The following is a 26,315-nucleotide window of genomic DNA, read 5'->3' as shown; positions in this document are numbered from 1 at the left end:
GATCGGTCGCCCGCCGCACCGTGTGCGTGGCCGCTCCCGCGGCCGCGTCGCCGCGCGGGACACCTCACGGTGCCAGCGAGAAGTAGCTCTCCTCCTCCTGGTCGAAATGCAGCCGCAGCACGCCGTAGAGCCCGTACAGGCAGGCCCGCAGGTCGTCGATGTTCTCCGGGCGGAGCCGGCCGTCCTCGTCGGTGAGGGTGAGGTGGGTGGCGATACGGCCGGCGAGTCGGTCGATCTCGGCGTGGGCCCTGCTCATCGTTGCTGTGGACTCGGGGCCGCCCAGCGAGTCGGCGAGCGCCGGATAGAGTCGGCGCTCCTCGGCGTGCTCGTGCGGCAGCAGCCGTTCGGTCAGCAGCCGGTGCACCTCCTCGACGGATGTCCGCGCCGCGTCCGGGGGCGCCTCGGAGAGCCGGTCGGCCGCCGTACGGACGGCCTCCACGACCTCCCGCAGGTCGTCGTGCTCGGCCGCGAACCGGTGGACCAGCCGCTCCGCGGTGGGCGTGAGCACCTGCACGTCCTTGCGGTCGGGCAGGAGCGCGCGCAGGGCGTTGAGGATGACGGCCACGTCGATGCCTTCCTGGAGGAGGGCCCCCGCGGCCGGAGGGAGCAGCCCGAAGGCCGCCGCCACCATCGCGGCCAGCGACATGACCATGCCGCCCAGCGCGCTCTGCACGGCGATGCGGCGGGCGCGTACGGCGATCCCCATGGCGTCGGCGAGCCGGTCCACGCGGTCCGTGGTGAGCACGACGTCGGCCGCTTCGGAGGAGGCGCCGGAGCCACGTGCCCCCATGGCGACACCGACGTCGGCGGCGGCGAGTGCCGGTGCGTCGTTGACACCGTCGCCGACCATCACGGTGACGGCCCGGGAGCGTTCGGCTCGTACCGCCGCGACCTTGTCGGCGGGGGACTGCCCCGTGCGCACGTCGTCGAGACCGAGAACGGTGGCGACCTCGCGGGCGGGTTCGGCGCGGTCACCGGTGAGCATCGTCAGGCGCCGTATGCCGGCCGCACGCAGCCGGCGCAGTGTCCTCGGCGCGTCCCGGCGCAGTGGATCACGCAGCAGAGCGGCACCGGTCACGTCACCGTCGTCGGCCACCCAGACCACGGTCGCGCCGTCGAGCACGGCCCGGTTGTCGACCGCGCGGACCCATGCGGTGGTCTCGGCCCCGACGGGCATCCGGCCAACGGACAGCGGCAGGCCGTCCACGATGCCTGTGGTGCCGCGTCCCGGCATCTCATGGACGTCCGTCGGCAAGGACAGCTCCAGTCCGCGTCGATGGGCCTCGTCCACGAGCGCCTGGGCCAGGACGTGCGGGGAGTACCGGTCGAGGGAGGCGGCCCGGCGCAGCACCTCCGCCGGATCGGAGCCCGGGGCCACGGCGACGTCCACCACACGAGGGCGCCCGGCCGTGAGCGTGCCCGTCTTGTCCAGGACCAGCGTCCGGGCCCGGCCCAGGCTCTCCAGGGCGCCGCCGTCACGGACGACGACACCCAGCCGGGCCGCCCGTGAGAGGCCCGAGACGATCGCCACGGGAGCGGCGAGCAGCAGGGGGCAGGGCGTGGCGACCACCAGCACCGCGACCGCGGAGGTCGCCGACCCGCCGAACAGCCAGGCCAGACCCGCCACGACCAGGCTCAGCGGGACGAACCACGCGGCGTACCGGTCGGCCAGACGCACCACCGGGGCCGTCTCGGCACCGGCCTGCCGGGCGAGCCGGACGATCTCGGCGTAGGCGCTGTCCTCCTCGGTGGCGGTGGCCCGCAGTTCGAAGGCGGTACCCGCGTTGACTGTGCCGCTGCGCACCAGTTCGCCCCGGCCGTGTTCGACGGGCAGCGACTCACCGGTGAGCACCGACTCGTCCAGGACGGCGAGGCGATCGACGACGCGGCCGTTCACCGGAACGACCTCGCCGGGCCCGACCACCAGCAGATCGTCCACCGCGACCTCGGCCAGGGGGACGGTGTGTATCTCGACCCCCGTGCGGCGGCGCGCCGACCGTGGGGCGTGCCGCACCAACGCGCTGAGATCGCGGGACGCCCGCCGTCGCGCCGCGGCCTCCAGCGCCCTGCCGGTGGCGAGCATCACCGCGATCAGAGCCCCGGCCAGGTACTCGCGTACGGCGAGCGTGCCGCCCAGGGCAAGGACGGCGATCACGTCGACTCCCGCGTGCCCCTGATGCAGGGCGCGCAGGATCCAGACCACCGACGGGACCACCGCCGCCACGGTCCCGGCCGCCCAGCACAGATCGGCCACGTCGGGCGCGTCGGCGAGCCGGGCGACCCCGCCGACGACCAGCGCCGCCGTGGTCACCGCCAACAGCAGCGCGTCCGTTCTCCGTGCCAGTCGTACACGCATCAGCCGGCCTCCTCGCCCGTCCGACGTGGCTCCGCTCGCTGGGCGGGCCATCGGCCGGCACAGGGCTCCGGTTCCAGCGTCTCGCGCACACGGCGGTACGGCTCGGGGCCGTCCAGCCCGGGCGGCGGGAAGAACGGCCCCTCTCTCTGGGCCGGTGGGGCCCAGGTGGAGGCGGAACGCCCCCGTGCGGCTGCGGTCGGCGCATGTGAGGTGCAGACGAGGCCGACGGCGACGAACATCGCGGCGAGCCGGGTACCCGAGGGGCACCGGGCGATGGGCTTGAGCGGATGCCCTTCGCCTCGGAATACCCCCCTGGGTATAGCTGTTAAGGTGGACGTCAGATACCCCCGGGGGTACATTTCCGAGAGGAGTCGTGAGCCGTGTTCTTCGTCGACACCCTGGAGTTCGAGGGCCTGGGCAACCGCAGTTACCTGGCCGGCGGGGCCGGTGCCGCGGTGGTCGTGGACCCGCCGCGGGACATCGATCAGGTCATCGCCGCAGCGGCCCGCCGTGGAGTGCGTATCGCTCTCGTGGCCGAGACCCATGTGCACAACGACTACGTCACCGGCGGTCTGGAGCTGGCCCGCGTCACCGGTGCCCGGTACTTGGTGCCGGCCGGAGCGCACGTGTCGTTCGCCCGCACCCCGGTCGCCGACGGCGACATCGTGGCGGTCGACGAGGGGCTGGTGCTGCGTGCGGTCGCCACGCCCGGACACACCCCCCACCACACCTCCTACGTCCTCACCGAGGACGGACGCGGCGCGGCGGTGTTCACCGGCGGATCCCTGCTCATCGGTACGGTGGGCCGCCCCGATCTGGTCGAGCCGCGGCTGACCGAGCAGCTGGCCCGCGCCCAGCACGCCTCCGCCCATCGGCTTGCCGAGGAGCTGGACGACGAGGTGCCGGTGCTGCCGACCCACGGGTTCGGCAGTTTCTGCTCCTCCTCGCATGCCGAGGGGGACGCGACCACCATCGGCAAGGAACGCACGGCCAACGACGCGCTGACCCTGGACGTGGACACCTTCGTCGCCCGGACGCTCGCCGGGCTGGACGACGTGCCCGCCTACTACGCGCACATGGGCCCGGCCAACGCCGCGGGTCCCGATCCGGTCGACCTCACCCCTCCGGAGCGTGCGGACGCCGAGGAGATCGCTTCCCGGCTGGCCGCGGGGGAGTGGGTGGTGGACCTGCGCAGCCGCACGGCCTTCGCCGAGGGGCACGTGACCGGGTCGTTCAACTTCGAGGGCGACGGCAAGCTCGCCACCTACCTGGCCTGGCTGATCCCGTGGGGCAAGCCCGTCACCCTGCTCGCCGAGACGCCCCGGAGGATCGCCGCCGCTCAGCGGGAGCTGGCGCGGGTGGGCATCGACCGCCCGGCCGCAGCCGCCACCGGAGACCCGGCCGCCTGGATCCGTGCGGGCGAACGGCTCGCCTCCTTCCCCCGCGCCCGCTTCGCCGACCTGGCCGATGCCCGCCGACGCGGCGACGGCGTGGTCGTTCTGGACGTGCGCCGCGACGCGGAGCGTGCGGGCGGCTGCATCGACGGCTCGCTCCACCTCCCCGTCCACGAGCTGCACGGCCGCCTCGGCGAGGTGCCGGACGGGGTGGTGTGGGTGCACTGCGCCGGTGGGATGCGCGCGGCGATCGCCGCCTCCCTGCTCGATGCCGCAGGCCGGGACGTGGTCGCCGTCGACGACGGATTCGACGCCGCTGCCGAGGCGGGACTGACGATCATGCGCCCTGGCCGCACCGACTGACACGCCCTGCCGCGCATCCGCACGAAAGTGATTCCCCGATGTTCTCGTTTCTCCGCCGCGGCCGTGGCCGCGGACGTCTCACCCCTCAGCCGGCCCACGAGCAGACCAGTGACGGCACCGCCGTCCTGCTGGACGTCCGCGAGACGGCGGAGTGGAACGCCGGCCACGCGCCCGGCGCGCTGCACCTGCCCCTGACCCGTCTGGCGGCGGGAGCGTCGCTTCCGGCGGCCGTGCAGGGCAGGCTGGTGATCACGATCTGCCGCTCGGGTCACCGCTCCCAGCAGGCCGCCTCGTTGCTGGGCGGGCGCGGCTTTCAGGCCACGGATGTCGCCGGCGGCATGACCGCCTGGGCGCGTGCGGGGCTGCCGGTCCTCGGCCAGGACGGCAGCGACGGTGTCATAGCGTGAGTGCGCTGATCCTGGCCCTGATCGCGGGGGCGGTGGTCGGGCTCGCGCTCGGCGCACTCGGCGGGGGCGGCAGTGTCCTGGCCGTTCCGGCGCTGATCTACCTGCTCGGCTTCACCCCGGGTGCCGCGACCACCGCCAGTCTGATCATCGTCACGGTCACCTCGCTCACCGCTCTGTACGCCCACGCCCGCACCGGACATGTCCGCTGGAAAGCCGGCGCCCTGTTCGCCGCGGCCGGCCTCCTGCCCGCCGCCGCAGCCGGAGCTGCGGCATCCCGCGTGCCCCAGCCGTTGCTGACCGCCGCATTCGCGGCCATCGCCGCACTCGCGGCCGTCCGCATGCTGCGTCCCGGCCGCGCCGCCATCGGTCCGGCGGCCGGCGGGAGGCAGCCCGCCCGGGCCGCCGGAACCGGCGCGGGGCTGGGTGCGCTGACCGGTCTGCTCGGGGTCGGCGGAGGGTTCCTCGCCGTCCCGGCCCTGGTCACCGTGCTCGCCTTCGAGATGCAGGCCGCCGTGGGCACCAGCCTGCTGGTCATCTCGGCGAACTCACTGGCCTCCCTGGTCACCCGCGGCGCCACGACCGTCGGCGTCGACTGGGCGGTGATCGGCCCCTTCACCGGGGCGGCCGTCCTGGGCGCCTGGGACGGCAGACGCCTGGCCGCCAAGGTCACGGGCCCCCTGCTGCAACGCACCTTCGCCGTCCTGCTGTTGGCCGTGGCAGCGCTGATGCTCATCGACGCCCTCACCTGAGGAGTCGGGCGGTGCGGCGCCGCAGGATCATCGCTCAGGCCAGCGACAGAAACAGCTTCTCCAGCCGGGCCCGCATCTGCTCCCGGTCGCCGGAGGCCGTCATGTCGGAGTCGGTCAGGCAGTGCTGCAGACCGGTGGCGATGATCGCGAAACCGGCCTTGTCCAGAGCCCGGGACGCCGCGGCGAGCTGGGTGACCACGTCCTCGCAGTCCCTCCCCTCCTCGATCATCTTGATCACCCCCGCGATCTGACCCTGCGCCCGGCGCAGCCGGTTGACCACTGTCTTCAGTTCCTCGGCCGCCATCGCCAGTTCCACAACCCACGCTCCTTCGAGATACCCCCTTGGGTATCCTACCGAAGGGGCAACCCTGACCGAGCAAAGGAAAATCCCCATGGCACCGACCGCCACCCTCACCGCCGACCAGGCCCACAGCCGCCTGCACGAGCTGACCGTCATCGACGTGCGCACTCCCGGCGAATACGCCTCCGGCCACCTCCCCGGCGCCCACAACATCCCCCTCGACCACCTCGACGCCGCCCTGCCCGTGCTGAAGACCGCCGCGGACCGCGGCGACCTCCTCATCGTGTGCGCCTCCGGCGCCCGCTCCGCCGAGGCCTGCCGGCGCCTGGCCGACCAGGGGATCACCGCCGCCACGCTCACCGGTGGCACCACCACCTGGACGCAGCTCGGCCACGACACGCACCGCCCGGCCGGCACCCGCGCCCCCTGGGCCATGGAGCGGCAAGTCCGCTTCGCCGCCGGATCCCTGGTCCTGGCCGGCCTGATCGCCGGACGACGCTGGAACGCGGCCCGCTGGCTCTCCGCAGGCATCGCCGGCGGCCTGGTCTACTCCGCCCTCACCCACACCTGCGGCATGGCCGCGGTCCTCGCCAAACTCCCTCACAACCAGCCCAGGGCAACCGACCTGGACGACACCCTCGCGGCTCTGACCCGGTGATGCCCCGACCGCAAGGCGGGTGATGTTCTCCCGTGAGGCCTGCGCCGGTCAGGACGGCACCGCGCCGGTGGAGGACCACGTGGGGAGTCCGCCCGGGCGGAGCTGACCGGGGTGGTGCCGGCCGCTCAGACGTGCGCCGCAACGCGCTCTTCTCCGCGACTCTCGGTGCACGCGCAGTCGTGGGCGGCCGTGAGGATGTCCCTGGGCGGTGGTTGTGCCGTGGGGCCGGGTGTCGAGTGGGATCGTCACTCGAAGGGGAGGGCGAGCGCCAGCTTGCCGGTGACGCGGCCGTCGAGCAGACGTCGGATCGCCGAGGCGGTCTCGGCGAGCGGATGGACGCGGTCCACGACGGGTCTGAGCGCGCCCGTGTCGATGAGCGTGGTCACCTTGCGCAGTGCGACGGCGTGCTCGGTGGCGATGAAGGTGCCGAGGTGCTGGCCGACGAAGGGGGACAGCATCTGGGCGCGGAGTTGCCGGTCGGTGCCGCCGAGCCAGGGGCCGTCCGTCTCACCGCCGGTGATGACCAACCTGCCGTGGGGTGTGAGAGCGTCCCGCAGATCCCGCAGACGGCGGTTGCCGGCGATGTCGACGATGGTGTCGTAGCGTCGTCCGTCGGCGAGGAAGTCCTCGCGGGTGTAGTCGATCACGTGGTCGGCACCCAGTGACCGTACGGCGTCGAGCTTGGGGGTGCTCGCGACCGCCGTGACCCGGGCGCCGAGGTGGTGGGCGAGCTGGACGGCGAAGGTGCCCACGCCGCCGGCGGCTCCCGTGATCAGGACCTCCTGACCCTGCTCGATCCTGCCCTGGTCACGCACCGCCTGGAGCGCGGTGAGCGCGCTGACGGGCACCGTCGCCGCTTCTTCGAAGGTGAGTCCCGTCGGCTTGGGAGCGATTCTGTCGGGCCGGGCGGCGGCGTAGTCGGCGAAGGCGGCGGGTGCGGTGCCGTAGACCTCGTCACCGGGTGCGAATCCGGTCACGGTCGACCCGACCGCCTCGACGACGCCGGCGATGTTGCGGCCGGGATTGGGAAGCCTCGGCCTGCGCAGCCCGCTCACGGGCCGGACCGCGTAGGGCAGTCCGGCCATCATGTGCCAGGTGCCCCGGTCCACGCTGGAGGCACGCACCCGCACCAGTACCTCGCCGGGCCCGATGCCGGGCTTGGGGAGCCGCGCCACGCGAAGCACGGGTTCCGGCCGGGTGCCGTAGCGCTCCTGTACCACGGCCGCCATGGTCGTGGATCCGCTGGTTGCGATCGGTCGGCTCGTCTTGTGCATCGTCGGATCTCCCACCTCTCCGTACTTACGGTGTAAGTATTGCTTACGCCGTAAGTACAGCACTTACGGCGTAAGCTCGTCAACGCCGAGAGACCGAGAGAGGAAGTGAGCGCTCACCGTGCCCCGACGTACCAGGCCGCAGACGAACCGCGAGACACTCACCCGGCAGCGCGTGCTGCGCGCAGCCGTCGAACTCGCCGACGCAGGCGGCCTGGAGACGCTCAGCATGCGCAGACTCGGCGAGGCCGTCGGAGTGGAGGCGATGTCCCTCTACAACCACGTGGCCCACAAGGACGATCTGCTCGACGGCATGGTCGACCTGGTCTTCGGCGAGGTCGAGCTGCCCGAGCCCGGCGACGACTGGCGGGAGGCGATGCGGCAGCGGGCCGTCTCCATGCGCCTGGTGCTGACCCGGCACCGCTGGGCCATCGGACTGATGGAGTCACGGTCCAATCCGGGCCCTGCCACCCTGCGTCACCACGACGCCGTGCTCGGCTGTCTCCGCCGAGGCGGCTTCTCCCTGACCCTGACCGCCCACGCCGTCTCGCTCCTGGACAGCTACATCTACGGCTTCGCCCTGCAGGAGAAGAGCCTGCCCTTCGACTCCCCGGAGGAGACCGCCGAACTGGCCGAATCCATCACGAGCGGTTTCGGTGACGGCGAGTATCCGCACCTGAGGGAGATCGCGACCGCTCACGTGATGCGTCCCGGGTATGCCTACGGCGACGAGTTCACCTTCGGACTCGATCTTGTCCTGGACGGCCTCCACCGAGCGGCGACAGGCTGACGGGCGGGCCGTCGCACCGGGCGGCACGGTCAGCGATGCGAGAGGTCGAGACGGATGTCGACGACCCCCTCCACGGCCCGTGCGGCCCGGGCCAGGACGGGTACGAGACCGCGGTCGGGGAGCGAACCGCCCAACGTCACCACGCCCTCCGCGACGGCGACAGTGATCGCCTCCGTGGACGGGAGCGAGGTGAGGACGGAGCCGCGTATCTCCTCGGCCAGCTCCTCGTCGGGGCGGAGGAACACCTTGAGCAGGTCCCCGCGGCTGACCACACCCTGGAGCATGCCGACGCGGTCGACGACCGGGAGCCGCTTGACCTTGCGGCGCGCCATGATGCGGGCCGCCTCGGCCAGGGAGGCGTCAGGGTGGACGGAGACGGCGGGGGCGTTCATCAGCTCCCCGGCGGTGACCGCGCCCGCCTTGAGGCGGTCCGCGAAGTCGCCCTGGCGCTCGTCGGCGTCCCGGAACTCCTCCTTGTGCAGCAGATCGGCCTCCGACACCACGCCGACGACCCGGCCCTCGCCCTCCAGTACGGGCAGAGCGCTGACCTTCCACTGGTCGAACAGCTGGACGATCTCCTTGAAGGGCGCGTCACGCCCCACAGCGACGACGGTGTGTGTCATGACGTCGCTCACGGTGTACGGAGAATCAGCCATCATGGCCTCCTTCAGGTGCGGACGACGGTCAGGTCGAGGAAGTGTGCGGAGCAGGAAATGCACGGGTCGTGGTTGCGGATCGCCCGCTCGCACAGGGCCGTCAGCTCCGCGTCGTCCGGGTCGCCGCCGGTGATCGCGTCCTGGGCGACACGGAGCAGGTCGTCCTCGATCGCGCCCTGGTTCTGCGCGGTGGGCGGAACGAGCCGGGCATCGGTCAGAATGCCGTCGGCGTCGATCGTGTAGCGGTGATAGAGCAGTCCGCGCGGGGCCTCGGTCGCCCCGTGGCCGACGCCGGCGGCCGGCGGGACCTCGGTGTACGGGCGCGGCGGCGGCTCGTACGCCTCGATGATCCGCAGCGCCTCCTCCACGGCGTACACGACCTCCACGGCCCGAACCAGGATGGTCCGGAAAGGGTTGCGGCACACCGCGCCCTCGCGCGGATCACCCAGCCCCGCCGCACGCGCGGCCTCCAGCGCCACCGGTGACAGCAGGCGCCCGCCGACCGCGAACCTGGCCAGGGCACCGGTGAGATGGCGTCGCCCGTCCAACCGGGCGTGCAACGCCGTGGAGTGCGGCACCTGGGTCTCGGTGACGTGGCCGGTGAAGTCCCGCACCGGGAAGGACCGGAGCGTACCGTCGGAGCGCAGCACGGTCGGAGTGCCGCCCTCGACGGCATACGTGTCGGGGGCGGCCAGCGCGAACAGGTCGGCGTCGACCCGGGCCTCGGGGAACTCGAACCCGGCCACCCAGCGCACGGTCTCCAGCGCGTCGTCCAGTGCCTTCCTCAACTCTTCAGCCAGCGGCCGCAGTTCGGAACGGGTCGGGGCGCGGTGGAAACCCCCGAGCCGTACGTTGACGGGATGGACGGCCCGTCCGCCCAGCAGCTCCATCACGGAGTTGCCCGCCTTCTTCAGCCTCAGCCCCCGCTCGACCTCCGCCCGGTGCGTGCGTGCCAGCTCGATCGCGCTCGCCCGGCCCAGGAAGTCCGGCGCGTGCAGCAGGTAGACGTGCAGGGTGTGGCTCTCGATCCACTCGCCGCAGTACAGCAGCCTGCGCAGCTCACGGATCCCCTGGTCGACGGTGACGCCGCAGGCGTCCTCGACGGCCGCGCACGCGCTCATCTGATACGCCACCGGACAGATTCCGCACACCCGGGCGGTGATGTCGGGCGGCTCGGTGTACGCCCGGCCTCGCAGGAACGCCTCGAAGAAACGGGGCGGTTCGTAGATGTCGAGCCGGGCCTCGCGCACCATACCGTCGTGGACGCTCAGCCGCAGCGCGCCCTCACCCTCCACCCGGGCGAGCGAACCGACATGCAGGACTCGGGAGCCGCGATGGGTCACTTCGGCACCTCCTCGTCGAAAGCGAGGGCGTTGAAGGTGTGCAGCAATCGATCGGTGGCGGCGTCGTCGAGGCCGTCCCGTCGCAGCACGGGGATCAGCGCGGGCAGGTTCACCGTGCCCGAGGGCCCGAAACAGCCGTAACAGCCCCGCCCGTACGCGGGGCACAGGGCCCCGCAGCCGGCGTGGGTGACCGGTCCGAGGCAGGGCGTGCCGTGGGCGACGGTGACGCAGACCGTGCCGCGCCGCTTGCACTCGAAGCACACACTGTGGTTCGGGACGTCCGGCCGGCGTCCGGCGAGATATGCGGTGATCACCTCGATGAGCTGCCGCTTGTCGATCGGGCAGCCGCGCAGTTCGAAGTCGACGTCCACGTGGGCCGACACCGGTGTGGACGTGGCCAGGGTCGAGACGTACTCGGGGTGGGCGTAGACGACCCGCCGGTACTCGTCGACGTCCGCGTAGTTGCGCAGTGCCTGGATGCCGCCCGCGGTCGCGCACGCGCCGATCGTGACCAGACGACGCGAGGCGGACCGGATCTCCCGGACCCGCCCGGCGTCCTCGGCGGTGGTGACCGAACCCTCGACCAGTGCCAGGTCGTACGGTCCGTCCCCGACCGCGCTGGAGGCCTCCAGGAAGTGGGCGATGTCCACCTGCCCCGCCAGCGCGAGGAGTTCGTCCTCGCAGTCCAGCAGGGTCAGCTGACAACCGTCGCAGGAAGCCAGTTTGAACACGGCGAGCTTCGGCACGGCCATCTCACAACTCCCTCACGGACAGCAGGGCTTCGGCCCGGTCCCAGCTCACGACCGGACCGTCCCGGCACACCAGCAGCTGACCCAGCTGGCAGTGCCCGCACGTCCCGGTCGCGCAGCGCATGTTCCGCTCCAGCGACACCCGGATCCGCTCGCCGGGCACCCCGCGATGGACCAGCTCCCGGGCGGTGGCGCGGATCATCGGCTCGGGACCGCAGACGAACGCCCAGCCGGTGCCGGGGTCGAACGGGGCCCGGCCCAGCAACTGGGTGACCACGCCGACGTCGCCGTGCCAGCCGGGGCCGGGCCGGTCGACCGTCATCCCCGTGAACGCCGTCGGCCAGCCCTCGGTCTCCTTCCGGCCGATCAGGTCGCTCGGGGTGCGGGCCCCCACGAGCACACTGAGCCGGCCGAACGCCTCGGGCTCGGCGAGCACGCTCAGGACCAGCGGGCGCAACGGGGCGAGGCCGATGCCGCCCGCGACCACCAGGACGTCCCGGCCGCCCGCCTGCCCGACCTCCCAGCCGGTGCCGTACGGTCCGCGCAGCCCGAGCACGTCACCCGTACGGGCCGCGCACAGCCCGTCGGAGACGGCGCCCACGGCCCGGACGGTGTGCGCGAGCCCGCCCGTGCCCTGCACGGAGCTGACCGACAGGGGGATCTCGCCGCGGCCGAAGCAGTGCACCATCGCGAACTGGCCCGGAGCGAAGTCCGCCAGCACCTCGCCGGCCGGCTCCAGTCGCAGCGTGACCGTCTCCGGGGTCTCCCGCCGCCGGTCGACCACGCGGTACGGAACGGGCACGGTGGTCATCGCGCACCCCCGCCGTGCGGGTGGCCGTACAGGTCCACCAGGCGGGTGCGGGCCGCGCCGAGCCGGTGGGACAGCACCCGGCCCACCCAGAGCCCGACGGCCCGGCCGAACTCGGCGTCCTCCTCGCACATCCTTCGCACGGCCACGGCGTCGAACTCGTGGGCCGCCACCTGGGTGACGGCCCCGGCACCCAGCTGCCAGACGTACGGCTCGTACAGCCACGACCAGCCCACCAGGTCGCCGGCGCCCAGGGTCTCGATCACCGGCGTGCGGCGACCGGGCATGTGCAGGTCCAGGGCGACCCGGCCGTCCCGCACGACCCAGAAGCGGTCGGCACGTCCGCCCTCCTCGAACAGCCGGGTGCCCGGCCGCAGATCGACCTCGCGGGCGACGCGCAGCAGCCGGTCGCGGTGCGCGGGCGGCAGCGCGTCGGCGAGGCGCAGGGCGGGAGAGGGGCGCAGGGCAGGGAAGGGGCTCATCGCTCATGCCTCCGCAGGGGGCGCGCTTCGGTCGGCGGTGAGTTCCGCGTCCAGCGCGGCGACCTCCTCCGTGATGTCGATGCCGGTCGGGCACCAGGCGATGCACCGCCCGCAGCCCACGCATCCGGAGGTGCCGAACTGGTCGTGCCACGTGCCCAGCTTGTGGGTGAGCCACTGCCGGTAGCGCGAGCGCCCCGAGGCCCGCACCGGCCCCTCGTGCAGATGGGAGAAGTCCAGGTCGAAGCAGGAGTCCCAGCGCTGCCAGCGCTCGGTGTGGTCACCGGTCAGGTCGGTGACCTCCTCGGTGGTCACGCAGAAGCAGGTGGGGCACACCATCGTGCAGTTTCCGCAGGTCAGACAGCGGGCGGCGACGTCGTCCCAACGCTCGGCCTCCAGGCTCGCACCCAACAGCGTCCGCAGGTCGACCGGGGGCAGGGACCTGCCCATGCGCTCACGCGCCGCGTCCACCGAGGCGCGGGCGGTGTCCCGCGTGCTCTCGTCGGCCGTGCGGTGCGGGACCCGGTCCAGCAGGAGGGCGCCGTCGTCGCTGCCCACCCGGACGAGGAAGCGGTGGCCGTCCCCGTCCACGACCTCCGTCAGCGCGAGGTCGTACCCGGGATCGGCAGCCGGCCCGCCGCCCGTCGACACACAGAAGCAGGTGGCGCCCGGTTCCGTGCACTCGGCCGCGATCAGCAGCGCCCGTCCGCGACGCTTGCCGTAGCCGTCGTTCGCGTATCGCCCGCCGGTCAGGACCCGGTCCTGGATCGCGATGGCCCGCAGGTCACAGGGCCGGACGCCTAGAAAGGCGTACGCCGGTGCCTCGGGCGGGTGCGCGGTGAACACCGGCTCGCCGTCTGCCGTCCGGTCGGCGCTCCACAGCTTCTCCCGCGGTGGATGGAGGTAGTTCTTCCACGACTGCGGGCCCGCGCTGTGCGCGAACGCGGCCCCGTCCTCGCGCCGGACGAGACGGTAGCGGCCGGCCTCCAGCTCGACCCCCCAGCCGTAGGGGAGCTCGGCCGCCGAGCCCAGCTCCGCGAGCACGACCGCGCCGTCACGGACCGTCGGCCCGACGACGGTGCGCCCGTCGGCCACCAGTACCGACACCAGGGCGTCGAGGCCGTCGCGGTCCATAATCGCCGGTGGAGCCGTTGGGGTCATCGTGTTCCTCCTCCGTCGAGGCGGTTGCCTGCCCTTCGCTTCCAGCGTCCGGCCGGGGCCGGGCACCATGGCAGGGGCCGTACGGCCCCTGCACCGGGCCGATCGGGCCCGGTGCGCGGAGCCGCGATGCGGCCCCGGGCGACACTTGCCGCGGCCGGGCAGCGCCCCGAAGAGGCATGGAGCAACGCGCGACCACTGCCATGACACCGCACCGGACGGGCGAGGGCACGTCAGGGCCTTGTCGCGAAGTCACGGTTCGACACGGTCGGCGCAGCACCCGGCGTCCGGTGTGCCTGCGCCTCCGCGTACCTCGGTGTCCCGCTGTGTGCCGTTGGTCCGGGGCGGCCGTGCCGCTGCCGGCGATGGCGCGATCGGTGTGTCGTGCGTTCACGACAGCCTCCTCACCGACGCGCGCGGTACCGCGTGATCTCGTTCCGGACCGTGTCGACGAGGGGCCCCAGCGAGGCGGTGACGGCGGGGGAGAGCCCGGTGCCGATGGATCCGTCGGCTCCCTCCACCGCGTACACGACCAGACGCCCCGGCAGCCGTCCCAGTAGGCGGGCAAGCTCGACGGCCTCGCCCAGGCCCAGCCCGTGCGAGCTGGTGGCACCCGACCGGGCCGGGTGACCGGCGCCGAGTTCGAGACGGTGCACCCGCCCGGGGCTTCCCGGATGAGCGTGGGCGGCGTCCACCACCACGGCGAGCCCCGCGTCCTCCCAGAGGCCGATCAGCCGGCCCGGGTCACCGTCGCAGGTGGCGAGCACGGTGTCCGACGGCAGCGGAAGGTCCTCCGCCCGCTCCCGCAGCCTGGCGACCGCCGCCCAGCCCACGCCGTCGTCGCGCCGGAACTCGTTCCCGACACCGATGACGCTGATCCGCCTGCCCTTTGTCATGGTCCGCACCGTTCGTAGGGACGCCCGGGCTCAGCGAGGGGCCGAACGGTCCGGGGCCGTGAGCGGTTCCCCGCGTCCCGGCCCGGTCACCCATGCCGCCGTCCAACACGTGAGCTGCCCGGTGGCCGTCGTGCCCCGATCCACTCTGACTCGAAGCGGGAGGACGACGGCGGAGGCCGACGGCACACCGGGTCCCCACGCCGTCAGGCCAGTTCCGGGACCACGGCGACCGGACACGCGCAGTGATGCAGCAGGACATGGGCGACCCGCCCGAGCTGGAGACCGAGACGGCTCTGGTTGCGCACGGCTCCGACGACCATCAGGTCGGCGCCCACCGAGGCGTCCAGCAGGACACGGTGTGCCGGGCCCTCCACCGGCCGGGGTCGGATCTCGACGTCCGGGTGTTCCCGCACGGTTTGGCGCAGCGCCTCGTCGAGGTCCGCCGAGGCCCTCTCGCGGTGTCCCTGATCCGTGCGGTCCGCCGGCAGGGGACGGTCCATGTGCTCATGGTCCGGACTGCGCCAGGCCCGTACCGCGGTGAGGGCACAGCCGCGCGACTCGGCCTCACGGACGGCGAACCGTACGGCGCCCGTGCGTTCGGGCTCGTCGCCGAGGCCCACCACGACCGGGCCGTGGGACCCCCTGGCAGCAGGCTCCGCGCCACGGACCACGACGACCGGGCACAAGGCGCGGGCCGCCACCGCGAGACTCACCGAGCCGAGCAGCAGCCCGGCCACCTCGCCCCTCCCACGTTCTCCCACCACCAGGGCGAATGCCTCGCTCGCCGTCCGCAGCAGGGCCGACACGGCATCGTCGGGCACTGTCTCGCCCGTCACCCTCACCCCGGGGGCGCGGAGCCTGGCACGCTCCGCGCAGGAGGCGACGATGTGCTCCGCCATCACCTCCCCGGCGGGACGACCGGTGGAGAAGGACGGCACGGTCCGTTCGTAGCGTTCCCAGCGGGACGCGTGCACCAGGCGCAACGGCAGTCCGTGCCGCGCGGCCGCATCCGCGGCCCAGTCGACCGCCAGCAGGCTGGAGTCGGATCCGTCGACGCCCACGACCAGCGGGAGTTCCATCGCCATCTCCGCCTTCCCGTCCGCCTGCTGCAGGCACTCCTTGAAGACACCGTCGCACCACTGGTGGACCGTCGCGACACGGACCGGTCGCCGAGCGGGTCCGGGTTGCGTGGGCTCATGACCCGGTGATGCTGGAGACGTGCGGTCGAACGCCCGCCCGGGCCGCTGGACCGCACGTGATCCCGTATCCTCCGCGCCCAAGGACCCGTGGCCATGCCCGACACCCCCCACATCGTCAGCGACGTGATGAGCCTCCCGGCGGTGGCCGTTCGGCGTGACACGCCGTTCAAGGACATCGTGCGGGCCATGACGGACCGGCAGGTCAGTGCCGTGCCGGTGGTGGAGGGCGACGGCCGTGTGGTGGGTGTGGTCTCCGAGGCCGACCTGCTGCCCAAGGAGGAGTTCCGGGACCGCGACCTCACCCGTGCGGAGCAGCTCCGGCGGATGTCCGACCTCGCCAAGGCGGGCGCGGTGACCGCGGAGGAGGTCATGAGCGCGCCCGCGATCGTGGCGCACCCGGACGTCACACTGGCGCAGGCTGCTCGGATCATGGCCGTGAACCGGGTCAAGCGCCTGCCGGTGATCGACGACGAGGGACGGTTGCTCGGCGTCGTGAGCCGTGGTGACCTGTTGAAGGTCTTCCTGCGGTCGGACGAGGACATCGAGGAGGAGGTGCGCCGCACGGTGGTGGCCTACCTCTTCCCCGCACTCAGTCACACGATCCATGTGACGGTGCAGGACGGGGTCGTCACCCTGCGCGGGAGGGTCCGGGACCCCACGCTGGGCTGGGTCGCCGAGCGTCTGGTCCGCGCCGTGGAGGGCGTGGTGGACGTGCACGCCAGGCTCGGCGAACTGGACGACGCCCCCGGCCCGGCGAAGGACGGCTGACCGGGGGACCGACGAGGAGGAGGCGGCGCCCCGGCGATCTGGGTGCGGTGCGGCCGGACGGTGGACAGCCCCCACGTCCACCGCCCGTCCGGACGGTGGACGTGGCCCGCCGCCCACCGTCCGCCCGGAGCGCCGCCTCACTCGTCCGCCGGTGTGATCCGGCGACCGGTCAGGCGTGTGGCCCGGATCGACACCCACATGTCGCGGGCGCCGCCGGCCCATGGCGTCGTGTGTGCCTGTCCGGTGAGACGACGCACGGCGTCGGCTTCCGTGACGACGCTCGCGGGACCGACGGCGAGTACGCTCCACCCTCGGCTCAGCGGCTCGTCCACATGGTCGACCTCGAAGGCCACCTCCGTTCCGACTGCCGCGGCGAGCAGCGAGTCGGGGGCGGTGCGGAAGGCGATGGTGTCGTCGACGGCTTCGTAGTTGACCGGGACGACCGCCGGACGGCCGTCGGGTGTCGTCACCGCGACGCGTCCCACGCCGTGCGTGGACAGCAGCCTGTGGCATTCGTCCGTGTCGAGGTCCCGCAGCCGCGGATGCCGCAGTGCCCGCCCCCGGCCGGGCGGCAGATCGACGCCCCCTCCGCGCAGAGCGTCGGCGGTGGTGCCCAGTGCGTCGGCCAGGTTGATGACGGCCGCCTGCGTCGGATCGGCGGGATACTCCTCCAGATACGCCAGATAGCCGGGCGACATGCGCGCGCGTCGGGCCGTCTCCTCGCGGCCGAGTCCCTGCCGCTGTCGTTCCGCGACCACGCGTCGGCCGATGTCACCGGGACCGACGGCGTCCGACGACGGCGCCCGTTCACCGGTGGCGGATCCACCGTCGGCCCCTCGTGAGGAGGAGCCGCCGACCGTTCCCGGCGGCGCGGAGGCGAGATGATTGACGTGGGCGTCGGGGCCGGGGAAAACGAGCGTCACCTCGTTCGTGTCCGACCAGCGCACGTCGTAGGGCGGTGTTCCGTCCTCGTGGTGGAGTCCGACGATCTCGCCGTCCCGCCGAGTGGCGCCGGACGTGGTGGTTTCGATGACGAGCTGGTCGCCGAGACGAGCTTCCATGGTGCCGCCCCTCTTCTCAGGGTCTTCCGTGTCCGGGTCACGAACGGGGCCGTGGCCGCGCCGAATCCGGGCGGACGGTGTCCTGCCGTCGGCCCGCGAGAACGGGCTCAACCGGTGATTTCGACGCGCCGTGCCCGGACCTTCTCGCTCTTGGGGATCCGGACCGTCAGTACGCCGTTGTCCAGTTCGGCGCTGATGTGTTCGGTTTCGGTGTTCGGTGGCAGGGTCGTGCGGTAGTCGAACCGCCCGATGTGCCGGGTCTGCCTGCGCACCGCACCCGTGCGATCCCTCTGCCGGACTTCACCGTGGACGTCGAGTTCACCGTCGGAGACCTCCACGGTGATCTGCTCCTTGTCCATGCCGGGCAGCCCCAGTTCCACCAGGTAGGCGTCCTCGGCGTCCTCGATGTCGGCCGCCGGTGCCCATGGTCCGGACGAGCCGGACGTAGGCCATCCGCCGTCGGCGAAGGCGGCGTGCATCAACTGGTCCACCTGCGTACGAAGGTCGTCCAGCTCGCGCAGAGCGGCCGGCAATGCGGCGGTTCCCTGTCGTGCGGGATGCGTCATGGCTGCTTTCCTCCTGGGTTCCCTCACTGCTTCGTGGTTCGTGTGTCCTTCCGGCTTCACGGGGCTTCACGTCCCGGGGGTTTCACAAGGGCCATCCGGTGGCCTGCGGTCTGCTCGGCCGTGATGCTCCCACCCCCTCGATGTCACGCTCGGCGGCCCTGATCAGCTGCCGGGCGAGGTTGTTCATGGCGCGGCCCGCCGCCAACTCCTCGCCGATCTCCGGCACATCGGTGTCCGTGGGATGACAGTGAGCCGAACCGCGGCCGACGATCCTCGCGACGCCGGTGTCCAGCACCAGATGGGCCTTGGTCGCTCCTTCGTCGTCCTCGAAGAGATGGAGGCGGACCTTCCATTCCGCTGTGTGCGCCATCGCGTTCCTCCTCATCCCGGCGCGGGCCGATGTGCCGCGACCATGTTCTCGACGCGGTGCCGGACCTGAGCGGTGAGTTCTCTCAGTCGCCCCGAGGACGTGGCACGCGGCGCGACCGGCCCTACGATCCGGCGGGCCGACGCCGGCAACCGCGCCATGTCGTCGGCGCATCTCGCCCGGCACTCGTCGAGTGTGGACGGTCTTCCCGTACGCCGCCCGTTCCGCATCACCGTCTCCAGCAACGCCACGGCGCCGTCCGTCGGCTTTTCGTCGGCGAGGCCGATCACGTCGGCACAGCCGGGGCGGCGGAACACCTGCTTGGCGCCTGGCGCCGTCACCTTCGCCGACGACAGTTTCATCACCGGGCGGCCCTCGTACTCCACCAGTTTGTACGCGGAATCCAGATACGGAGCGTCCGCGGCAACCCCGACACGGGTGCCGACGGCGTACACGTCGATCGGCGCCCCGGAGCGCACCAGCTCGTCGACGGCGTACTCGTCGAGGCCGCCGCTGGCGACGATCCGCACCCCCGTCAGGCCCGCTTCGTCGAGGATCGACCGTGACCGTACGGCGAGGTCCCCGAGGTCGCCGCTGTCCAGTCGCACGGCGCAGCCGGGTGCCTGTTCCGCGAGGTCCAGGTCGCGCAGGACGTCCGCAGCCACCCGGACACCCTCCTCGGTGTCGTAGGTGTCCACGAGCAGGGTCACCGGCCCGGGGTGGGTGCGGACGAAGGCACGGAAGGCGTCCTCCTCGGAGGCGAACGCCTCCACGAAGGAGTGGGCCATCGTCCCGACAGCCGGTATGCCGAGCGCCGTGGCCGCCGCCACGTTGCTGGTCCCGGCGAATCCGGCCAGCGCACCGAGCCGGGCCGCCTGGAACCCGGCCTGCGGACCGTGCGTGCGCCGCAGGGAGAAGTCCACGAGCGGCCGGCCGGCCGCCGCGAGCACGCACCGGGCGGCCTTCGAGGCGACGGCCGTCTGATGGCTGAGCTGATTCAGCAGGTACGTCTCGACCAGCTGTGCCTCGGGCAGCGCGGCCATCACCTCCAGCAGGGGCTCACCGGCGAGCACGACCCGGCCCTCCGGCACCGCCCGAACCCCGCCGGTGAACTCCAGGCCGAGCAAGGGTGCCAGATCCCGGCGCGGCCGGTGCAACGCCGCGGCGAAGGCATCGACGTCCTCGGGGCCGACATGGAATCCGGTCAGGTGGTCCAGTGCCGATTCCAGTCCTGCCGTGATCAGGAAGCCGCGTTCCGGGGGCAGGTCACGGACGAAGAGACTGAACGTCGCCGGGGCGGTCATCCCCTCCCGTAGGTAGGCCATGGCCATCGTCACTTCGTACAGGTCGACGGTCGTCTCGTCCGACATTCCCGCTGCCTCCTCCCGCACGGTTCGTCAGCGACGGAAGCGGGCGGACCACAGCGGCTCCACCTTGTCCCAGTCGGCGTCCCACCGCGCGTACCTCCCGCGGTCCAGCAGCAGGCGCGTGCCCGAGCGGACCGCGTAACAGCCCATGGCCACGCCGAAGGCCGCCATGCCGCCCGCCAGCCAGCCGGAGGCCTTCGCGTTCAGCGTGTTCATCGGGGGCGCGGTGAGGTTTCCGTCACGGTCCAGCCACACGCGCACCGAGGCGCCCTTGTCCGTCCCCGCCTTGACGAGGGCCTCTCCGGTGCGCATGCCGCCGTTCTCATCGGTCCAGCTGACCCGCGCAAGCTGTTTCGCCGCGTTGTTGTCGCGTTCCAGGTCCTCCGCCAGCCGGGCCGTGATCTCGTGCCGCTCCGCCCTCTGGACCTGTACGGTCCGCACCGACGACGCGTACACCCGCGTCCCCGCGCTGTAGGCGACCACCGGCAGCCCGAGCACGAGCACGAGCAGCAGAAAACGCCGGAGCCAGGACTCGAACCTGTCGGACGGGCGCATCAGGGGGTTCGGGCCTTTGAGCCTGTCGCGCGGGGAGGGCGGGCCCGGCGTGTACGGAGTTCCTTGTGCGGTCATGGGTCGGCCTCCAGCGGCTCGCTGGTCGTTCTCCCTGTCCTCCTGGTCCCACCCTCGGATGCCGGCGGTCTCCGGTCATAGGGCCGAATGTCCCTGTCCTGGCGTCTTCCGGCCCTGCGCGGGATCCGACTGCGCGGGATCCGACCCGACTGCGCGGCGGCGGGCTGTCCCACACCGGAGTTTCGTGTCGCCTCTCGTGTCGTCGGCCTCGGTCCACATGCGCGCCCGCGGGGTTTGCGGTACTCCTCGAAGGACGGCGCGCCGCAGCCGCTCGGCGTGTCGACCAGGTTCGGGCGGGTGGGTCGGCGGACTCGTTCGCCTCGTCCGCCCGCATCTCCAGCTTCGTACGAGACGGAGGCCGCCGCCATGGAACCAGTCGTCACCGTGGGCCTCGACGGTTCACCCGCGAGCCTCGCCGCCGCCCGCTGGGCCGCCGACGAGGCCGAGAGGCGCAGGCTCACGCTTCGGCTGCTGCACGCGTGGCCGCTGCTGGCACCGCAGCCGGCCCACACCCCCGCCGAAGTCGACCAGAACTACTGGGCCAAGCGCCTCGTCCACACCGCCCAGACGGAGCTGGGCGCACGCCACCCGGGTCTGACCGTCGTCGGCAGTCTCGTCGCCGACGACGCCCAGGAGGCTCTGCTCCGCGCCGCCTCGGAGTCCGAGATGCTGGTGCTGGGTTCACGGGGACTCGCGTCCGCCGAGAGCTACTTCATGGGTGACGTCAGCATGCCGGTAGTGGCGCGGGCCGAGCGGCCCGTGGTCCTGGTCCGCGCCGAGCCGACCGAGGAGCAGCCGGACGCCGCCCCTGCCGACAGGATCGTCGTGGCGATGGACCTGCGCGGGTCCGCCGACGAACTGCTCGACTTCGCGTTCCACAGTGCCGCAGCGCGGGGCGCTGCCCTCCTCGCCGTCCATGGGCGCAGCGTGCCGTTCCACGCACGCATGCCCTGGGGCGTGGACCACGGGGTCGGCGAGGAGCTGTCGCGGGAGGCGGGGGAGGAGCTGAGCAGGGTCCTGCGGCCCTGGCGCGAGAAGTACCCGCAGGTGGTGGTGGCGGACAGCATCCATCTCGCGAGCCCCGCCGAGGCCGTCGTGCACGCGGCGAAGGGGGCCGCGCTGCTGGTCGTCGGACGACGGGCGCACCGGCACGGCGCGACGCACCATCTCGACCATGTGGCTCATGCGGCCCTCCATCACGGCCGCTGCCCCGTCGCCGTCGTCCCTCATGAGTGAAACCGGAGCCCCGGGGGAGCAGCCGCCGCCACGCGCGGAGGTGGCCGAGACCCACACCGCGATCGTGTTCTTCGCGGGTGATCGCGCCTACAAGGTCAAGAAGGCTGTCGATCTGGGTTTTGTGGACTACACCGACCGGCAGGCACGACGGGCGGCCTGCGTACGCGAAGTGGCGCTCAACCGCCGCTTCGCACCGGATGTCTACCTGGGCGTCGGCGAGGTCGTCGCCCCTGACGCCGAGGTGTCCGAACCGCTCGTGGTCATGCGCCGCATGCCGGCGGGCCGTCGCCTGTCCGCGCTGGTGCGGGCGGGCGCCGATGTCGACGAGGTCCTGCGTGCCGTGGCTCGGCGCCTCGCCGCCTGGCATGCGACCGCGCCCCGCGGCCGCGACGTGGACGAGCAGGGAACCAGGGACGCGCTGGCGTCACGCTGGGAGGCGAGCTTCGAGCAGGTCCGCGCGACGACCGAGGGTGGCTCCGGCTTCGACGGTGTGCCCGAGGTCCAGCGGCTGGTGCGCCGCTATCTCGCCGGCCGCGAGGCGCTGTTCGACTCCCGTATCGAGCAGCGGCGAGTGGTCGACGGGCACGGCGACCTGCTCGCCGAGGACATCTTCTGCCTGGACGACGGTCCCCGTGTCCTGGACTGCCTGGAGTTCGACGACCACCTGCGCTACGTCGACGGGCTCGACGACGCCGCGTTCCTCGCCATGGACCTGGAACAGCTCGGCGCCCCGGCGGCGGCGGCCCGTTTCCTCGCCCGGTACGGCGAGTACTCGGGTGACCCCGCGCCGCCGTCGCTGTGGCACCACTATGTCGCCTATCGCGCGTTCGTGAGGGCGAAGGTGTCCCTCATCCAGGCGGAACAGGGCGCGCCGGGGGTCCGGTCGGCGGCACGGCGTCTGGTCTCGACGACTCTGCGCCACCTGCGTACCTCCGCTGTCGGCCTGACACTCGTAGGCGGGCTGCCCGGCAGCGGGAAGTCCACTCTCTCCGGCGCCCTGGCGGACCGGCTGGGCGTCACCCTGCTCAGCAGCGACCGCCTCCGCAAGGAGCTCGCGGGCATACCGCCGGAGAGCCCTGCGCCGGCCGCGTACGAGGAGGGGCTGTACACACCGGAGTGGACGGCCAGGACCTACGACATCCTGCTCGACCGAGCGGCGGCCCTGTTGTCGCGTGGCGAGTCCGTCGTCCTGGACGCCACCTGGTCCGCCGCGGAGCTGCGTGCGGCGGCGGGGAGGGTGGCCGAGCGCACCTGCGCCGATCTGGTGGCCCTGCACTGTCAGGTGCCGGACGAGGTCGCCGCGGCACGCCTGAGCACGCGCTCCCCCGGGCCGTCCGACGCGGACCTCGGCGTCGCCGACGCGCTCGCGGCGCGGGAACCTCCCTGGCCCGACGCCGTCGTGGTCGACACCAGCGGTCCGCTGGAATCCGCGGTCTCCCGCGCGCTCGCCGCCGTACGACCGTGGGGTACGGACCAGGCCCCGGTGTTCCGCCGGCCCTCGGCGGAACCGGACCAGGACCGAGGCGCCGGATCTTCTCTCCCGTGAACGGCCGGGCCGCGCATCCTCTGATTCTTCCGGGCAGTGGGGCGCTCGGGCAGCAAGGCATCAAAGCCGACGGCCCTGCCCGAAGTCGGCTGCGGGAGGACCAGGCGGAAGGCCGTCGCCTACCTCGCCCTGTTCAGGGCCGATCGTCATCTCGCGCCGGGGGCCGACGTGGCGGTCTTCGGCTGCGGGCCGCTCGGTCTGGCCGCTGTCGCCCTGGCCCGGGGGGCAGGAGCGAACCTCGTCGTGGCGACTGAACCCGCTGCGGACCGGGCGGCCATCGCCGGCAGAATGGGAGCCGACCGGGTCCTGAGCGGAGAGCGAGGCCGCGAACTGGCCGACGAACTGCGTGACGCCACCGACGGCCGCGGTTTCGATGTGGTCGTCGACGCCACCGGCGCGGCAGCGGAGGTTCTGCCCGAGGCCGAGCGGATTGTCGCGGTCGGCGGGCACGTGGTCCATCTGGGGGTCGGCGGCCCCGCCGCGCCGATGCATCCGATCGTGACCATGGTGAACGGCACCACACACAGCTTCAGCATGGGGCATCTGGGTGGCTTCGACCCCGTCATCGCTCTCCAGGCGGTGGGCCGAATCGACCTGACTCCGATGGTCACCGCGCGCTATCCGATCACGAGCGGGCTCGAGGCGCTGGCCCACGCGGCCACACGAAACAGCGCGAAGACGTTGGTCACCGCGGGTGCCGATTGATCGTCCGCTGCTCCTCCGGACGGCCTGCGTGCCGGTCCGGACCTTCACCAGCCGGTGAGCAGGAGGTGGTTGAGGAGCAGCGCGAGTACGGCCTGGGCGGCCAGCCAGGCGCGGGGCCGGGGGAGCAGGGCGCCTGCCGCGAGCAGCCACACGGCGAAGGGCAGCCAGATCCGTTCGGTCTCTGCCTTGCTCATACCCGACAGGCCGGCGACGAGGAGTGCGCCCAGAGCGAGGAGTACCAGCAGGGCCAGGCGGACTTCGGAGGTGTGCCGGGGTGTGGTCTCGACGGCGACGGACAAGGAGCGTGTGCGTGCCCGGATCGGCAGGAGGCGTGCGCGCTCCCGGACGACCAGGGCCGCGATCCGCCGCAGCCCCGCCACCGTGGCCGGGCCCACGACCAGTACGGTGCAGGCGAGGTTCGCCCACACCCAGTAGCCGTACGGTCTGAACCCGCCCGCTCCCTGGTAGTAGCGTTCGACGAGCGGGTGGTACGCCTCCCACCAGTCGAAGCCCACGAGTGTGAAGGCCAGCGGTACGACGGCGGTTCCCGCAATCAGGAAGGGCAGTGCCCTGAGCCTCCTTCGCCCGAGGACCAGCACCCCCGCCCCGATCACCGCGAACAGCGTGAGCCCGTACGAGAGGTAGCAGATCAGGCCGAACACCAGGCCCGCACCGAACGCGGCGGTGCACGACCGGCGGATCGTCCTTGCCGTCGCCGCGAGTGCGACGAGGGCTACGAACCACGCGGCGACGGCCGCGAAGTAGCCGTCGGCCGACGTCCCCATCCACACGGCGGCGGGCGCGAGCGCGAGGAAGGGTGCCGCTCGGCGGGCCAGGGTTTCATCGGCCAGGCTTCTCGTGGCGACGAGGACGGCGACCGCCGTGGTGGCCCCGGTGGTGACGGCCCATACGCCGGCCCAGGCGCCTCCGCCCAGGCCGATCCGGTCCAGGAGGACGAAGGTGAGGGTGGCGCCCGGGGGATGTCCGGCGACGTGCGGGGGCCAGTGGTCGGCGGATGTGACCAGGATGTGGTTCGTGAAGTCCCGGAGGGTCGCGGGGATGTCGTCGAAGCGGTCGATGACCTGGAGGTACTCGTACCGGGTGGTGAGCCGCCGGGCGATGCCCCGGTGCCAGCCGTCGACGAGGGCGAGCGAGAACGTCCACGCCGTGGCGGTGGCCCAGGCGGCGAGCAGCAGGCGGCGCCAGGGCAGGCGTGCGGCGACGGTGGGGCCGTACCGCCACGACGACCGCCGCGACGGTCAGCGCTGCCGGGGTGCCGGGGCCGATGTGGGGAAGCCAGTTGGCGTACAGGGGCGGCCAGCCGACGTGGAGGACGTCCTTCGACCGCTTGATGGCGACACCGACCAGCGCGGCCGTCACAACGAGCAGTGCGGCGGCGGCGACCGCGTACAGGTCGCGGCGGAGATCACGGTTCACAGGGGAACGTCAGGCCGGACGGCCGCGGCCGGGCCCGGGACCGACGCGGACGTCAGCATTTCGTCATGGTTCACGGACGGTGTGGTGCCGCCCGCCCGCGTGGCCCTGCTCGTACGGAGTCCGGGCGGGAGTGCCGCTGCACGGGAGTCTACGGCGAGCGTTTCCGCTGCCAGGAGGTGGAAGGCCCGGGTTCCTCGAATTCGGTGGCCGCTGCGACGGTGCTCGTCCTGGCCGCGCGGGAACCCACCCGCCGTCGGCGGCCGCCGACCTGAGGAGGGCGGGGACCCGCGTCGCGCCGTCTTACGGGTGTCTTACGCCTTCCCGCCGGACGGTGTCGCTGGGCGGGGGGCCTCCTACGGTGACCGGATGCGATCCCTCCGTGTTCTTCGTACGACGGCGCTGGTGACGGCCGCGCCACTGACACTGGCCGTCGCGGGTCTGCTGCATCCGCGGCATCTGACGACGGCGACGGCAGGTCACTGGGCGGGGCTGCACATCGCCCTGCTGCCCGTGTTCCCCCTTCTGGCGCTCGGCCTGATCGTCCCGTTGTGGGGCAGGCCCGGCAGGGATGCCGAGGGTGCCTTGACGGTGCTCGCGTGGTCCGGGTGCCTGGTCTACGCGGCGTACTACTCGGGGCTCGACGCGGTGGCGGGGATCTCGGCCGGCACCGTGGTGGATCACGGCATCCGAGGTGCGGCCGGGCGGCTGTTCGCGGTCGGCGGTGAGTTGGGCCGGACGGGGGTGTACGCGCTGGCCGTGGCCTGCCTCGCCACGTGCGCGGTGCTGTGGCGCCGACATGGGGCACGGATCCTGCCGGGGTCCGTGGTGCTCCTCGCCGCCTGCTGGTTCTTCGTCGACAGCCACATCTTCTGGCCGCGGGGCGTGTTCACCATGCTCGGCTTCGCCGTCGCCTTCACCCTGCTGACGGTGGCGACGTACCGGTCGCCGAAGGACACGGCACGAACCGAAGTGCTGCGAGCCGCTGAAAGGCTTACGAACCGCTGACATTCCCGAGACGATCGGCCCGCGAGCGGATGGACGGTCCTACGGTCGGA

The 26,315-nt window shown here is 72.6% G+C and carries 26 protein-coding genes and 1 pseudogene; 10 read left to right on the top strand and 17 right to left on the bottom strand.

Going from position 1 to position 26,315, the window contains the following annotated elements; all coding sequences use genetic code 11:
- Window positions 1-64: 64 nt before the first annotated feature.
- Entirely contained in the window at window positions 65-2,356 is a 2,292-nt protein-coding gene (locus SCAB_RS04960) for a heavy metal translocating P-type ATPase (RefSeq protein ID WP_012998950.1), read from the bottom strand.
- A gap of 380 nt (window positions 2,357-2,736) precedes the next feature.
- On the opposite strand from SCAB_RS04960, the gene SCAB_RS04955 reads away from it, so the two are divergent.
- From SCAB_RS04955 to SCAB_RS04945, 3 genes are read left to right on the top strand one after another with little or no spacing between them, the layout of a single operon-like run.
- Complete coding sequence (locus tag SCAB_RS04955) at window positions 2,737-4,113, top strand: MBL fold metallo-hydrolase (protein WP_012998949.1); 1,377 nt, start codon at window positions 2,737-2,739, stop codon at window positions 4,111-4,113.
- 38 nt (window positions 4,114-4,151) lie between these two features.
- Complete coding sequence (locus SCAB_RS04950; RefSeq protein ID WP_012998948.1) at window positions 4,152-4,520, top strand: rhodanese-like domain-containing protein; 369 nt, start codon at window positions 4,152-4,154, stop codon at window positions 4,518-4,520.
- Complete coding sequence (locus tag SCAB_RS04945) at window positions 4,517-5,269, top strand: sulfite exporter TauE/SafE family protein (RefSeq protein WP_012998947.1); 753 nt, start codon at window positions 4,517-4,519, stop codon at window positions 5,267-5,269. Before SCAB_RS04950 ends, SCAB_RS04945 begins: the two co-directional genes overlap by 4 nt.
- Window positions 5,270-5,303: 34 nt before the next feature.
- Here SCAB_RS04945 and SCAB_RS04940 read toward each other — a convergent pair whose 3' ends face one another.
- Window positions 5,304-5,585: a metal-sensitive transcriptional regulator gene (locus SCAB_RS04940; RefSeq protein ID WP_012998946.1), complete on the bottom strand. Its 282-nt coding sequence runs from the start codon at window positions 5,583-5,585 to the stop codon at window positions 5,304-5,306.
- A gap of 76 nt (window positions 5,586-5,661) precedes the next feature.
- Here SCAB_RS04940 and SCAB_RS04935 point away from each other — a divergent pair, with 76 nt between their 5' ends.
- The gene (locus tag SCAB_RS04935) at window positions 5,662-6,228 is read left to right on the top strand and encodes a rhodanese-like domain-containing protein (RefSeq protein ID WP_012998945.1); all 567 of its coding nucleotides are present in this window, start codon (window positions 5,662-5,664) and stop codon (window positions 6,226-6,228) included.
- Between the two features lie 245 nt (window positions 6,229-6,473).
- Here SCAB_RS04935 and SCAB_RS04930 read toward each other — a convergent pair whose 3' ends face one another.
- Entirely contained in the window at window positions 6,474-7,457 is a 984-nt protein-coding gene (locus SCAB_RS04930) for an NAD(P)-dependent alcohol dehydrogenase (RefSeq protein ID WP_037726866.1), read from the bottom strand.
- Window positions 7,458-7,620: 163 nt separating this feature from the next.
- Here SCAB_RS04930 and SCAB_RS04925 point away from each other — a divergent pair, with 163 nt between their 5' ends.
- On the top strand, window positions 7,621-8,289 hold the full coding sequence (locus SCAB_RS04925; protein ID WP_012998943.1) for a TetR/AcrR family transcriptional regulator: 669 nt from the start codon (window positions 7,621-7,623) through the stop codon (window positions 8,287-8,289).
- A 29-nt stretch (window positions 8,290-8,318) separates the two neighbouring features.
- Here SCAB_RS04925 and SCAB_RS04920 read toward each other — a convergent pair whose 3' ends face one another.
- From SCAB_RS04920 to SCAB_RS04885, 8 genes are all read right to left on the bottom strand, one after another.
- Window positions 8,319-8,945, bottom strand: coding sequence for a CBS domain-containing protein (locus SCAB_RS04920; RefSeq protein WP_037727055.1), 627 nt, complete (start codon window positions 8,943-8,945; stop codon window positions 8,319-8,321).
- A gap of 11 nt (window positions 8,946-8,956) precedes the next feature.
- Complete coding sequence (locus SCAB_RS04915) at window positions 8,957-10,288, bottom strand: Ni/Fe hydrogenase subunit alpha (RefSeq protein WP_037726864.1); 1,332 nt, start codon at window positions 10,286-10,288, stop codon at window positions 8,957-8,959.
- On the bottom strand, window positions 10,285-11,040 hold the full coding sequence (locus SCAB_RS04910) for an NADH-quinone oxidoreductase subunit B family protein (protein WP_012998940.1): 756 nt from the start codon (window positions 11,038-11,040) through the stop codon (window positions 10,285-10,287). The genes SCAB_RS04915 and SCAB_RS04910 overlap by 4 nt, the downstream gene beginning before the upstream one ends.
- 1 nt (window position 11,041) lies before the next feature.
- Window positions 11,042-11,848 (bottom strand): FAD/NAD(P)-binding protein, encoded by an 807-nt coding sequence (locus tag SCAB_RS04905; RefSeq protein ID WP_012998939.1) that lies wholly within the window; start codon window positions 11,846-11,848, stop codon window positions 11,042-11,044.
- Complete coding sequence (locus SCAB_RS04900) at window positions 11,845-12,327, bottom strand: Crp/Fnr family transcriptional regulator (protein ID WP_012998938.1); 483 nt, start codon at window positions 12,325-12,327, stop codon at window positions 11,845-11,847. The genes SCAB_RS04905 and SCAB_RS04900 overlap by 4 nt, the downstream gene beginning before the upstream one ends.
- Window positions 12,328-12,330: 3 nt before the next feature.
- Window positions 12,331-13,458 carry a 4Fe-4S dicluster domain-containing protein gene (locus SCAB_RS04895; protein ID WP_012998937.1) on the bottom strand — a complete coding sequence of 376 codons (1,128 nt, stop codon included), beginning with the start codon at window positions 13,456-13,458 and terminating at the stop codon, window positions 12,331-12,333.
- Window positions 13,459-13,886: 428 nt separating this feature from the next.
- Window positions 13,887-14,378 (bottom strand): hydrogenase maturation protease, encoded by a 492-nt coding sequence (locus SCAB_RS04890; RefSeq protein WP_037726860.1) that lies wholly within the window; start codon window positions 14,376-14,378, stop codon window positions 13,887-13,889.
- 203 nt (window positions 14,379-14,581) lie between these two features.
- Complete coding sequence (locus SCAB_RS04885) at window positions 14,582-15,457, bottom strand: universal stress protein (protein WP_037727053.1); 876 nt, start codon at window positions 15,455-15,457, stop codon at window positions 14,582-14,584.
- Window positions 15,458-15,670: 213 nt separating this feature from the next.
- On the opposite strand from SCAB_RS04885, the gene SCAB_RS04880 reads away from it, so the two are divergent.
- The gene (locus tag SCAB_RS04880; protein ID WP_173402840.1) at window positions 15,671-16,345 is read left to right on the top strand and encodes a CBS domain-containing protein; all 675 of its coding nucleotides are present in this window, start codon (window positions 15,671-15,673) and stop codon (window positions 16,343-16,345) included.
- Between the two features lie 137 nt (window positions 16,346-16,482).
- Here the strand turns inward: SCAB_RS04880 and SCAB_RS04875 are convergent, their stop codons facing one another.
- From SCAB_RS04875 to SCAB_RS04855, 5 genes are all read right to left on the bottom strand, one after another.
- Window positions 16,483-17,406 (bottom strand): DUF1918 domain-containing protein, encoded by a 924-nt coding sequence (locus SCAB_RS04875; protein WP_012998933.1) that lies wholly within the window; start codon window positions 17,404-17,406, stop codon window positions 16,483-16,485.
- A gap of 107 nt (window positions 17,407-17,513) precedes the next feature.
- Window positions 17,514-17,972 carry an Hsp20/alpha crystallin family protein gene (locus tag SCAB_RS04870; RefSeq protein ID WP_037726856.1) on the bottom strand — a complete coding sequence of 153 codons (459 nt, stop codon included), beginning with the start codon at window positions 17,970-17,972 and terminating at the stop codon, window positions 17,514-17,516.
- Between the two features lie 82 nt (window positions 17,973-18,054).
- On the bottom strand, window positions 18,055-18,342 hold the full coding sequence (locus SCAB_RS04865; RefSeq protein WP_037726853.1) for a DUF1876 domain-containing protein: 288 nt from the start codon (window positions 18,340-18,342) through the stop codon (window positions 18,055-18,057).
- Window positions 18,343-18,353: 11 nt separating this feature from the next.
- The gene (locus SCAB_RS04860) at window positions 18,354-19,709 is read right to left on the bottom strand and encodes a nicotinate phosphoribosyltransferase (protein ID WP_037726852.1); all 1,356 of its coding nucleotides are present in this window, start codon (window positions 19,707-19,709) and stop codon (window positions 18,354-18,356) included.
- Between the two features lie 27 nt (window positions 19,710-19,736).
- Window positions 19,737-20,336 (bottom strand): Rv1733c family protein, encoded by a 600-nt coding sequence (locus SCAB_RS04855; RefSeq protein ID WP_012998929.1) that lies wholly within the window; start codon window positions 20,334-20,336, stop codon window positions 19,737-19,739.
- 366 nt (window positions 20,337-20,702) lie between these two features.
- On the opposite strand from SCAB_RS04855, the gene SCAB_RS04850 reads away from it, so the two are divergent.
- From SCAB_RS04850 to SCAB_RS43625, 3 genes are read left to right on the top strand one after another with little or no spacing between them, the layout of a single operon-like run.
- A complete protein-coding gene (locus tag SCAB_RS04850) occupies window positions 20,703-21,572 on the top strand; it encodes a universal stress protein (RefSeq protein WP_037726849.1) in 870 nt (289 codons plus the stop codon).
- Window positions 21,565-23,118, top strand: coding sequence for a bifunctional aminoglycoside phosphotransferase/ATP-binding protein (locus SCAB_RS04845; RefSeq protein WP_173402839.1), 1,554 nt, complete (start codon window positions 21,565-21,567; stop codon window positions 23,116-23,118). Before SCAB_RS04850 ends, SCAB_RS04845 begins: the two co-directional genes overlap by 8 nt.
- Before the next feature lie 36 nt (window positions 23,119-23,154).
- The gene (locus SCAB_RS43625; RefSeq protein ID WP_012998926.1) at window positions 23,155-23,823 is read left to right on the top strand and encodes a zinc-binding dehydrogenase; all 669 of its coding nucleotides are present in this window, start codon (window positions 23,155-23,157) and stop codon (window positions 23,821-23,823) included.
- 44 nt (window positions 23,824-23,867) lie between these two features.
- Here SCAB_RS43625 and SCAB_RS04835 read toward each other — a convergent pair.
- A pseudogene (locus SCAB_RS04835) lies at window positions 23,868-25,260 on the bottom strand (hypothetical protein).
- Between the two features lie 366 nt (window positions 25,261-25,626).
- On the opposite strand from SCAB_RS04835, the gene SCAB_RS04830 reads away from it, so the two are divergent.
- On the top strand, window positions 25,627-26,265 hold the full coding sequence (locus tag SCAB_RS04830; RefSeq protein WP_049875838.1) for a hypothetical protein: 639 nt from the start codon (window positions 25,627-25,629) through the stop codon (window positions 26,263-26,265).
- Window positions 26,266-26,315: the final 50 nt, after the last annotated feature.

Source organism: Streptomyces scabiei 87.22 (genome assembly GCF_000091305.1).
GTDB lineage: Bacteria > Actinomycetota > Actinomycetes > Streptomycetales > Streptomycetaceae > Streptomyces > Streptomyces scabiei.
The sequence above is the reverse complement of the archived record's forward strand: the minus strand, read 5'-3'. Positions and strand labels throughout refer to the sequence as shown.

Excerpts from the sequence above, each read along its gene's own strand:
- SCAB_RS04960 (WP_012998950.1), bottom strand. The coding sequence starts at position 2,356 with ATGCGTGTACGACTGGCACGGAGAACGGACGCGCTGCTGTTGGCGGTG.
- SCAB_RS04950 (WP_012998948.1), top strand. The coding sequence starts at position 4,152 with ATGTTCTCGTTTCTCCGCCGCGGCCGTGGCCGCGGACGTCTCACCCCT.
- SCAB_RS04935 (WP_012998945.1), top strand. The coding sequence starts at position 5,662 with ATGGCACCGACCGCCACCCTCACCGCCGACCAGGCCCACAGCCGCCTG.
- SCAB_RS04930 (WP_037726866.1), bottom strand. The coding sequence starts at position 7,457 with ATGGCGGCCGTGGTACAGGAGCGCTACGGCACCCGGCCGGAACCCGTG.
- SCAB_RS04920 (WP_037727055.1), bottom strand. The coding sequence starts at position 8,945 with ATGGCTGATTCTCCGTACACCGTGAGCGACGTCATGACACACACCGTC.
- SCAB_RS04910 (WP_012998940.1), bottom strand. The coding sequence starts at position 11,040 with ATGGCCGTGCCGAAGCTCGCCGTGTTCAAACTGGCTTCCTGCGACGGT.
- SCAB_RS04905 (WP_012998939.1), bottom strand. The coding sequence starts at position 11,848 with ATGACCACCGTGCCCGTTCCGTACCGCGTGGTCGACCGGCGGCGGGAG.
- SCAB_RS04900 (WP_012998938.1), bottom strand. The coding sequence starts at position 12,327 with ATGAGCCCCTTCCCTGCCCTGCGCCCCTCTCCCGCCCTGCGCCTCGCC.
- SCAB_RS04895 (WP_012998937.1), bottom strand. The coding sequence starts at position 13,458 with ATGGACCGCGACGGCCTCGACGCCCTGGTGTCGGTACTGGTGGCCGAC.
- SCAB_RS04890 (WP_037726860.1), bottom strand. The coding sequence starts at position 14,378 with ATGACAAAGGGCAGGCGGATCAGCGTCATCGGTGTCGGGAACGAGTTC.
- SCAB_RS04885 (WP_037727053.1), bottom strand. The coding sequence starts at position 15,457 with ATGGAACTCCCGCTGGTCGTGGGCGTCGACGGATCCGACTCCAGCCTG.
- SCAB_RS04880 (WP_173402840.1), top strand. The coding sequence starts at position 15,671 with ATGCCCGACACCCCCCACATCGTCAGCGACGTGATGAGCCTCCCGGCG.
- SCAB_RS04875 (WP_012998933.1), bottom strand. The coding sequence starts at position 17,406 with ATGGAAGCTCGTCTCGGCGACCAGCTCGTCATCGAAACCACCACGTCC.
- SCAB_RS04870 (WP_037726856.1), bottom strand. The coding sequence starts at position 17,972 with ATGACGCATCCCGCACGACAGGGAACCGCCGCATTGCCGGCCGCTCTG.
- SCAB_RS04865 (WP_037726853.1), bottom strand. The coding sequence starts at position 18,342 with ATGGCGCACACAGCGGAATGGAAGGTCCGCCTCCATCTCTTCGAGGAC.
- SCAB_RS04860 (WP_037726852.1), bottom strand. The coding sequence starts at position 19,709 with ATGTCGGACGAGACGACCGTCGACCTGTACGAAGTGACGATGGCCATG.
- SCAB_RS04855 (WP_012998929.1), bottom strand. The coding sequence starts at position 20,336 with ATGACCGCACAAGGAACTCCGTACACGCCGGGCCCGCCCTCCCCGCGC.
- SCAB_RS04850 (WP_037726849.1), top strand. The coding sequence starts at position 20,703 with ATGGAACCAGTCGTCACCGTGGGCCTCGACGGTTCACCCGCGAGCCTC.
- SCAB_RS04845 (WP_173402839.1), top strand. The coding sequence starts at position 21,565 with ATGAGTGAAACCGGAGCCCCGGGGGAGCAGCCGCCGCCACGCGCGGAG.
- SCAB_RS04830 (WP_049875838.1), top strand. The coding sequence starts at position 25,627 with ATGCGATCCCTCCGTGTTCTTCGTACGACGGCGCTGGTGACGGCCGCG.